This window comes from Streptomyces sp. NPDC007264, assembly GCF_042869095.1.
GTDB lineage: Bacteria > Actinomycetota > Actinomycetes > Streptomycetales > Streptomycetaceae > Streptomyces.
The window spans coordinates 1-8259 of sequence record NZ_JBIAFD010000036.1 but is presented as its reverse complement, the minus strand read 5'-3'; the positions used below and the strand labels follow the sequence as shown (position 1 = coordinate 8259).

General features: G+C 68.2%; 5 protein-coding genes and 1 pseudogene. 2 read left to right on the top strand and 4 right to left on the bottom strand.

The genetic code is table 11. The annotated features are described in order from the left end of the window. Window positions 1-108 precede the first annotated feature (108 nt). Entirely contained in the window at window positions 109-1101 is a 993-nt protein-coding gene (locus ACFYMU_RS33235; protein WP_388381427.1) for a hypothetical protein, read from the top strand. 79 nt (window positions 1102-1180) lie between these two features. Here ACFYMU_RS33235 and ACFYMU_RS33230 read toward each other — a convergent pair whose 3' ends face one another. The 3 genes and pseudogenes from ACFYMU_RS33230 to ACFYMU_RS33220 form a co-directional block, all read right to left on the bottom strand. Continuing rightward, window positions 1181-1465, bottom strand: coding sequence for a hypothetical protein (locus ACFYMU_RS33230; protein WP_388381425.1), 285 nt, complete (start codon window positions 1463-1465; stop codon window positions 1181-1183). A 603-nt stretch (window positions 1466-2068) separates the two neighbouring features. After that, a complete protein-coding gene (locus ACFYMU_RS33225; protein WP_388381429.1) occupies window positions 2069-4849 on the bottom strand; it encodes a helicase associated domain-containing protein in 2781 nt (926 codons plus the stop codon). Between the two features lie 24 nt (window positions 4850-4873). Further along, a pseudogene (locus ACFYMU_RS33220) lies at window positions 4874-5278 on the bottom strand (helicase); the annotation flags it as partial. A 229-nt stretch (window positions 5279-5507) separates the two neighbouring features. Between ACFYMU_RS33220 and ACFYMU_RS33215 the strand changes: the two are divergent. Beyond that, the gene (locus ACFYMU_RS33215; RefSeq protein ID WP_388381423.1) at window positions 5508-6944 is read left to right on the top strand and encodes a serine/threonine protein kinase; all 1437 of its coding nucleotides are present in this window, start codon (window positions 5508-5510) and stop codon (window positions 6942-6944) included. A 222-nt stretch (window positions 6945-7166) separates the two neighbouring features. On the opposite strand, the gene ACFYMU_RS33210 is transcribed toward ACFYMU_RS33215, so the two are convergent. Then, window positions 7167-7988 carry a S1 RNA-binding domain-containing protein gene (locus tag ACFYMU_RS33210; RefSeq protein ID WP_388381421.1) on the bottom strand — a complete coding sequence of 274 codons (822 nt, stop codon included), beginning with the start codon at window positions 7986-7988 and terminating at the stop codon, window positions 7167-7169. Window positions 7989-8259 lie beyond the last annotated feature (271 nt).

The following is an 8259-nucleotide window of genomic DNA, read 5'->3' as shown; positions in this document are numbered from 1 at the left end:
ATCGCCTCGCGCCATGACTGACGGCCTATCAAGAACGAGCCCCCGCGCGCAGGCGATCTACCGAACTCCTGATCCGAACTCCAGACAGGACCTAGCATCCCCCATCTGGTGTCCCGCTCCGTTCTCGAAGGCGGCCGCGGCACCCTCGACAAAGCGGCGACCGAGGAGTTCCTGAACACGGTCGTTCAGGGGGCGGAGGCCGCTCGCGCGGGAGAACGCGTTCCCACCCGCGATGCCGTCGACGCTCTCACCGCGCGGATGACCACCGACGTCGCCGACCGGATGTCAGCCTTCCTTGCCGCGCTCTGGCAGGGCGGCGGATCCACACTCGCCAGCTTTCCCGCGCCACAGCGAGGTGTCGGCCATCTCGATGAGACGGCCCTGATGTACCTGCTGGAATCCGAAGACATCGCCGACGCCGCGTTCTGGGACCGGGTCGTCCGCATGATCAGCCTTCCCGTCCTGCTGCGCACCCCGGCCGCCGGCACCGGCAATCTTCAGCACCTGATGCGTGAGGCGATTCGGCTGTGGACCAGCCGCGTCTGCATGATCGTGCCCGGCGCGGCAGACGCGGACATCAGCCCGTGGCGCTGGGCGGTGAAGGCCGGACAGCTGATCCTGCAGACCCCGCGTTTCCATGTGCTGGTTGCCCAGTCCCGGCGCCAGCTTCCGCAGGGGCAGGAGCACGATCTGCCCCGCCTCGACGAGGTGAGGAACAGGGCCGACCGCTTCGGTATCCCGTTGACCTCTCTTCGCATGGTCGTGACGGACCGCCACGTCGGATACGGCGGCCCCGGCGACGACATCTCGCACGACGCCCAACTCGACGGCATCAGTGACGCGCTGGGACAGGCCGAGGGAGTCATCGAGGCCGAAGCCCGCATCCCCTCCGGCGGGACTCTCCAGTGCCTGTTCGGCACCGGAATCGCCAGCGCCCGCGGCGCACGTACCCAGGTACCGCTGGACGCCCTCCTCGGTACAACGACGCGCCTGCTCTCCGAACTCTCAAGCGATGAAGCCGAGAAGATCACCCAGCTTCTCGGTGCCCAAGGTCCACCCCCCGACCAGCCATGGAGTCAGCCCAGCTTCGACGACGTATAGGACTTGCGCGAGGCCGCTGACACCGGTCGGCCGGCCGCTGCGGTTCCAGTCCGGAGGCGAAAGCCCTCCCACCCCTGATCTACGCGGACGCCGGTGACTGGTTGGCACTGTCTGAGCCAGCGGGTGGGGTCCCGGAGGGTAGCCCGCCCGGTGGTGGGTCGGGTGGCGGCTGGGGGACGGAGGCGGGGGCTGTGGCCTGACGGTAGTTGATGATTGCCTGGATTCTTTTCTCGGGGTCGGTGATTTCGTCGAGGGCGGCTGCGAATTTTTCGTCGACGATGTTTCCTTTGCGTTGGCGGTTGTGGTCGAGGATCAGGCTGGTGAGGGGGATGGCGAGGTATGCCGCGATGACGATCGCTCCCACGGCCCACCATGGCGCGCCGCCCAGAGCGCCTGCAAGGACGGTTGGGAGCCCGGCCAGGAGGCCGGCGACGGGTGCGAGGGAGGACGAGTTCATCGCGTGGATGCCCTTCCAGCACGCGACGGCTGTGCCGCCTCATGCCTGAACGAGTCGGCCTGGGCCGGCTGGGACGGAAAGAGGCGGCACGTGTGTGCCAGAGGGTGAGGGCATGCCGACGGCCGGCGTCGCCGTGAGGCGGGCCGGTGGTGTTTTACGGCAGGCTTTTCAGCGCCTCAGGATGGGACTTTCTTGTCCCTGGGGCATGATTTAGAGGGTTTGCTAGGCGGTTTTTGCGGGGGAGGTTTTCTTCGGCTTTTTGGGCAGGGTGGGCTACACCTGTGAGCTAACAAAAAGAATGTTTACAAAGCCCCTGAGCCGATTCATCTGACCTCTGCCGCACCGCCTTTCTCTACTCGCTGGCCGCGTGCACCCTGTTGCGGGCACGCCAGACATGCCCACCAGTATCGCTCATCGCGCCGCCTTCCAGGACCCCGTTCGGGAGCTTTCGTGGGCGAGGGCGAGGGCGTGTGCTTGGCGGTGGTCCGGGGCGGTGCAGAGGCGCTGAGCTCAGGGTTTCATGTCCGAACTGCTCCAGCCCTCAGTGAAGCTGGCAGTGGTGAGGAGTTGTTGTTGGCCGGGGTGGAGGGCGCTCCATTGACTGCGTTGGGCGTTGGCCCACCGTTGGAGTGTGTCCGGGAGGGTCTCGTTCCCGCTGATCGTGGCGCGGTATTGCTGCGAGGTGCGGTGCCAGGTGTAGGGCCAGGGCGGGTTCCACCACGGGTCCAGGCTGGTGAGGGTGGTTGCGGTGGTGGTGGAGAGGGTGCCAGCGCGGGCTTTGCGGCGTTGCTGGCACAGCCATCTGCCGAGGGGGAAGCCGTCTTGTCGGGTGTGCTTGTCCGGGGTGAGGTGGCCGTGGCGGGCGGCGTAGGCGCGTGCGTGGTCGAGTCCGGGGCTGACGGGGTAGGAGCGTGTGGCCGGGGCGGGCCGTTCGCCTACGACAGCGTGGGGTGTGACGCCGAGGGCGGTCAGGAGGTCCTGCTGGCCGGGGTGGAGATGCTCCCAGGACTCCTGCTGGACACGGGCCCAGCGGCACAGGCCTCGGGGGAGGTCCGTGGTCGGCACGCCGGCGGCACCCGTAGCTGCTGTGCGGAGGCGGTGGTAGACCTGCTGCCACTGCAGGGGCCAGGGCGGATTCCACCACGGATCGATCATGGCCAGGGCTTCGGCCCGGGTGGGGGAGAGGCGGCCCTGACGGGCGCGTCGTCGTTGCCAGGCCAGCCACTTCCCCAGCGGGAACCCGTCGAGGACGGTGCTGGCGGGCGCGGCGATATGGCCGTATTCGGCCGCGTAGGCGCGAGCTTGTGCGAGCGCGGTGTCCAGAAGACCGGGCTCAGCGCGGGGAGCCGGTGGTTGGGCGGCTCGGGCTGTCTCGGCGGTGATACCGATCTTGGTCAGCAGGCGGTGCTGTTCGGGGTGGAGTGCGCCGTAGCCGGTGCACTGACGCCTCAGCCAGTCGGCCAGCTCCTTCTCAAGGTCCGGAATGCCGGTACCACCACTGCCGTCGGCTGCGGACGAGGACTCTGACCACTCGCGTGCGCGCCTCCAATTGCGTTGCCACTCCAAGGACCAGGTCGGGTTCCACCAGGGGTCGAGCGCTGCGAGGAGCGTGCTGACCGGCCATGTCCCGCCTGTACTGCGATGGTGCTCCCGCGCCTGGTGGCGCTGTTCGCTCAGCCACCGGCCCAGCGGAAACCCCTCAGGACAAGCTTTCAGGGGCGTGGCGAGGTGGCCGTGTACGGCGGCGTACGTGCGCGCGTGGGCCAGCCCGGGGCCCGTACCGCAGAGCTGGGCGATGATCTCGTGGGGGCAAGCGGCGGCGGTCTCGGCGGTGATGCCGATCTCCGCCAGCAGACGCTGCTGCAGCGGGTGCAACTGCTTGTAGCCGGTGCACTGTACGGACAGCCACGTGGCCCAGGCGTCACTGCCCTCCGGCCAGCCCCCTTCTGCAGCCCCTTGGCGCCGGTCTCGGGCATGAGCGCGGATCCGGTGCCAGGTGCGCTGCCACGCCAAGGGCCACGGCGGGTTCCACCACAAGTCGATCGCGTCGAGCGCCTGGAGATGCGCGCCGGGTTCGTCCTGGCGGCGGGCGAGGACACGCTGGGCATTGAGCCACTTCCCGAGCAAAAACCCCTGGTACGAGATGTTCTTGGTGGCCAGGGCCAGGCATCCGTGTTCGGCGACGAAGGCGCGCGCACAGGCAACAGCCTTATCGATGCCCGCTGTCCGGCTCGTTCGGCGTGGGCGTGCGCTGTCGGCGGCCTGGGCTGTGAGGCCGATGTCGGCCAGGAGACGGCGCTGTTCGGGGTGGAGTGAGCTGTAGTCGGTGCACTGCAGGTACAGCCATTCCCCGGTCAGCACGTGGGTGTCGGGGAAGCCGTCGGCGGCGTTGAGGGGGCCGTGGCGCCGGACGTGGTCGCGGGCGCGGTAGTAGGAGCGCTGCCACTTCACCGACCAGGGGATGTTCCACCACGGATCCACCTCCTTCAGGGCGGCGGCCTTTTCTTCGGGCAGGGCCAGGGCGTGGGCCTGCTGGTTGTGCACCCATTTCCCCAGGGCGAAGGAACCGACTCGGGTGTCGCGTTGGGTGGCGAGGTGGCCGTGCTGGGCGGCGTAGGTGCGCGCGTGGGCCAGGCCGGCGGCGAAGGCCCCGTCGGCGTGCACGCTGTGGCCCCGCAGCCGCTTCTGAGCCGGCAGACCCTCTGCGCCCGCGGTCCGCCGACGCTGGTAGCCCGCGAGAACGTCGGCGAGAGGCCGGGGCCGGAGCGCCAAGGGGACCTGCCACAGCCGCTGTTCGTCGTCTCCACTGCCACCCTTGGTACGGATGCACTGGTACGTCCAGGCAAACAGCGGTCCGTGGGTGCAGGCGGCCAGACGCTCGGTGACCCACGATCGCCGCAAGCGATGGCCCAGCTCGCTGGGCACGCAGGGCACATCAGCCAACCGGTAGGGGAGGTGACCACCACCGTCAGCAGCGACACGGAGCCGCCAGGCCCGGCTGGCCAGAAGCGTGGCGAGGGCGACGGTCTCTGGGTAGGTGACCAGATCCCGCGCCATGATCCGCCACCGCTGCGGATCCTCGCCCGCGGGCATGGCCGCCTCCAGCCGCATCGGCCACAGGCGCTCCTCGGGCCACTTCTGCGCCCACCACCAGGCGGTGACCGCCTCAGCAACCTCGAACGCCGAACCAGCGACGGGGGAGCGGCGCAGCAGCCTCCGGTGACCCTCCTGCGCCTGGACCACCTCCGGGCATCCGGCCAACCCGACGACACGGCCCCCGCTGCCAGGCACGCCCATCATCCAGCACCGGTGGCGTGGGCAGACTCGCTGGTGCGCCGCCAGGTACACCCGGGCTGGTGCAACGCGACCGGTCCGCGCAGCCACACAGCCCGGGCACGCCGGACCCCAGGCAGCAACCGTCTCCACCCCGTTGTGGAGCCGCGCCGCCGGCCTCTCCTTCGAGGGGCCCAGCGGCTCCTCCCGCGTCCAGGCCGGCAACGCACGGCGTAAGCCCACCTGCGGCACACGACACAGCGCCGCGACCCGGTCCCGGGCCGCGGCGTTCAAGAACACCTCACTGTCGCCCCGTAGAGCCCCGACGACGCCCTGCTGGCCAGCCACTTCGGTAACCGACGACAGCAGACTCCGCACCGTCAGGCCGTAACCGTCCGCGATCCGCCCCAGAAACGACAGCGTCATCTCACCCTGCAGGGGAGCCACCCGAAAGGCACCCGCAGCCAGCAACAGCTTCCCCACCCATCCCGTCCCTTGTGACAACTATCGTGCTTCGGCTCAACAAGTGTGACTGAGCGCTTCACTTGACGAGTTGAGTAGTCGCATCGGTAGCCGTCAGCAAATTAAAGGGAGTTGAGGGAAAAGCCTTCGCGGTCACTCGCGAAGGCGCGGGACAATGCAGCGGGACGAGCTCGGCGTGAGAACGGAAGGCACCGTGGGAAAGGTCGACGGCAAGAACTGGAGGCCGCACGAGGGTGCCAGGCTGGGGGAGTGGACCCTGGTCGGCCGCGGCTACCTCGGCAAGGGCGGCAACGGCGAGGTCTGGGAAGCGCGCGGCGAGGGTGACGACGGCCGGTACGCGATCAAGATGTTCGGCCTCGGGAGGCTCCTGGTGGACCGCCGCCAGAGGTTCGCCGACGAGATCACGTTCCTGCGCGGCTACACCGGCGAGGGCGTCGTGCCGCTCGTCGACTCGCACGTGCCCGAGGACACGCGAGAGATCTGCTGGTACGTCATGCCATTGGCCGTCCCGCTGGACAAGGCCCTCGGCGACACCCCGGCCGAGGAGACGATGCTGGAGGCCGTCGCCGCCTACGCCGACACGCTGGCCACCCTCGCGGAGCAGGGTGTTCACCACCGCGACATCAAGCCGTCGAACCTGTTCCAGCGTGACGGCCAGTGGGAGATCGGCGACTTCGGACTGGTCACCTTCCCGGGCAAGGACGACGTCACCAGCTCGACGGTGAAGCTCGGCCCGGCGAACTTCCACGCCCCCGAGATGCTGGAGCCCGTCGACGGCGTCGACGGCGGCCCGGCGGACGTCTGGTCGCTGGCGAAGACCATGTGGGTGCTGCTGCGCCGGACCCGGTGGCCGCTGCCGGGGGAGTACCGGTCCGGCGGCGAGTACAGCCTCCAGGGGCACATCGCGTTGCCGTGGGCGGGCGAACTGGACCGACTGATGCGGCGCTGCACCGTGCTCCAACCGGCGGGCCGGCCGACGATGGCGGAGTTCGCGAAGGAGGTCCGCACCTGTCTGGCCGAGCCGCCCGAGTTGCGCAAGACCGCGTCGATCGCCGAGATGCAGGACCGTCTCGCCGTCCTGACCGCTGCGTCGCACGAGGCCGCGCAGCTGGCCCTGGAGCGCCGGAACTCCCTTGACCAGGTCGCCCGGGAGCTCAACGTTCTCTTCACGGACCTCTGGGGCGTGGTCGACGAGATGCTCCAGGGCAAGTTCTTCTACTCCGAGGCGCAGCCCGAGCCGAGCGACGCGACGCATCTGCTGCCGAGGCTGATGCCCCCGTGGGGACATCAACGCGGCGCACAGTTCACCTCGCCGGACCAGATCGGCAAGGCCGCGGTGAAGTTCTCGTTCGTGGTGCGCCTGGTCGACAAGCTCGACGACGCGGCAGAGATCGCCTTCGACCTGCGGGTGGTCCACCGACACCACGGTCTGGAGGACTATCCCTTCGAGTTGCCGCGCACCTGGAACGCGCCCGTCGGTTCCGTCCAGTTCGCCCGGATCCTGGACGAGATCCGTGCCGTCGCCTCCAACGCGGTGCCGGACATGCTTCCACTGATCCTCCGCATCGTGGCCCTGGACGACGACCACGTCCCGGACTGGTACACCAAGGCCCGCGCGGGCGACATCTGACCCGTCGCGACGCCGAGGGCGACCCGGGAGGGAACCATCTCCGGGTCGCCCTCGCGGTCTCGCCGGGCGGCGGCCTCCCTAACTGAGCCTGGACACGCTAGTTGGAACCGGTGAGGCTCCGCGAGCTGGTGGCTTCTGGTCGGCGGGACACGCTTGTTGGCACCAAGTGGTCACGCCTCTTGCAACCAACCGCAAGTTGTCAGTCTTCTTGGTGCCAGTTCGCTAGGTTCGGTCCGCTCCGCCAGCGGCGCCCAGCCGCACCCGGTGACGCTGGAGGTCGACCTCGGTGACCTTCACCGTGATCAGCTCGCCTTCATTGACAAGCTGATCCGGGGTCTCGACCGGCTCGTCAGTCAGCTCAGAGAGATGAAGAAACCCCACAACGTCGGGAGCAAGCTGCACGAACACACCAAAAGGAATGATCTTCGTGACCGGCCCGGTGAGGACCCGGCCGACCTGATCCGCGAACCGACTGAGTGGATCTTCCTGCAGAGCCTTCAAGGAGAGCGTGACCTGTCCGGAGCGGGTCTCGGCGGTGATCACCTCAGCGGTGATCCGTTGGCCGGCTTCGACTGCCTCTGAGGGGTGGTTGATCCAGCCCCACGTCAGGTCCGGTACCCGGATGAAGCCGGTGCACAGACCGTCCGGTTCGCCATCGACGTGAACGAAGACCCCGAAGTTGTGAACCTCGGAGACTGTCCCGGTGACGACCTGCCCTCGTTCGAACGCGAGGAGGAAGGATCGCAAGGCCGGAATCTCGCACGCCCTGGCGGAGAGGTGAAGTTGACCTTCGCGCCAACGCCCGATCTCTTCGGCGTTGATCTCCTGGCCGACCTCAAACAGCTCGCGTGGATGCTCCATCCGACGCATCGACGCTTCCTGTCGAGGAATCCGACCGATCTCAGTCGCCCCTCCTTCGGCATCTACGAGCTGCACCAGGACGTCCGCTCCGTCGAAGCCGGTGACCTTCACAGTCCTCACGGCCCCCGGCCGGAGGTGGTTGATCAGGGACTGCATGCGAAGGTCAGGGGCTGGCTCGGACATGGAGGTGAGCCTAGTCGGCACCGGTCGAACTGGTTCCAACTCTCGTGACCAGGATCCAACTAGCGTGTCACGGCTCACTAACGGACCGCTGTGCGGCACGCTCAGCTCGCCGATTCAGCCGCTCATCCGCCAAGTGAAGCGCTCAGTGTGCGACACGAAGTCGCTCCAGGTAAGTGAGTCCAGCCACGTGAAGGAGGTATCGATCGGCTGATCTTCGGGCCAGTGTCCAAGGCCCGTCCCCGCGCTCCCATGCGTCGTTGGTAACGGCGGG